Consider the following 666-nt stretch of genomic DNA (forward strand, 5'->3'; position numbering starts at 1 on the left):
ACCCGCGCTGACCTCTCCACCCGCCAGGGCCACCCGCTCCCGCAGACCCGTCAACCCGTACCCACTACGCGGCGGCGAGTGCACCACACCCGGAACCGGACCATTGGACACCTCCACCTCCAACCGCCCCACCCCGTAACACAACCCCACCCGCACCCGAGCACCCGTGGCGTGCTTGGCCGCGTTGGTCAACGCCTCCTGCACCACCCGAAACGCCGTACGCTGCACCCCCAACGGCAACACACCACGCTCACCATCGTGCTCACACACCACATCCATCCCCGCACCACGCCACTGCGCCACCAACCCCTCCACATCCGCCAACACCGGCTGCGGAGCCGTAGGAGCCGCCTGCCCCTCCTCCTCACGCAACACACCCAAGATGCCGCGCAACTCCGTCAACGCCTCACGCCCCGTGGTACGGATCAACCCCGCCGCCCGCTCGGTCCGCTCATCAATGGAGGACACCTCCAACCCACCCGCGTGCAACACCATCAGACTCACCCGATGCGCCACCACGTCGTGCATCTCCCGAGCGATCCGCGTGCGCTCGGCGGTGATCGCCTGCTCGGCCATCATGTGCTGCTCACGCTCCAACCGCTCCGCACGCTCACGCAACCGCTCCACCAACTCACGCCGCGTACCGATCCACAAACCGGCGATGGT

Annotated in this window: 1 protein-coding gene; it reads right to left on the bottom strand. The window is 67.9% G+C overall.

Annotation, left to right across the window (positions count from 1 at the left end; all coding sequences use genetic code 11):
* Positions 1 to 666 (bottom strand): sensor histidine kinase (locus NLI01S_RS24855; RefSeq protein WP_223809385.1); only part of this gene is annotated, 666 nt, incomplete at both ends.

This window comes from Nocardiopsis listeri NBRC 13360 (assembly GCF_001570765.1).
GTDB lineage: Bacteria > Actinomycetota > Actinomycetes > Streptosporangiales > Streptosporangiaceae > Nocardiopsis > Nocardiopsis listeri.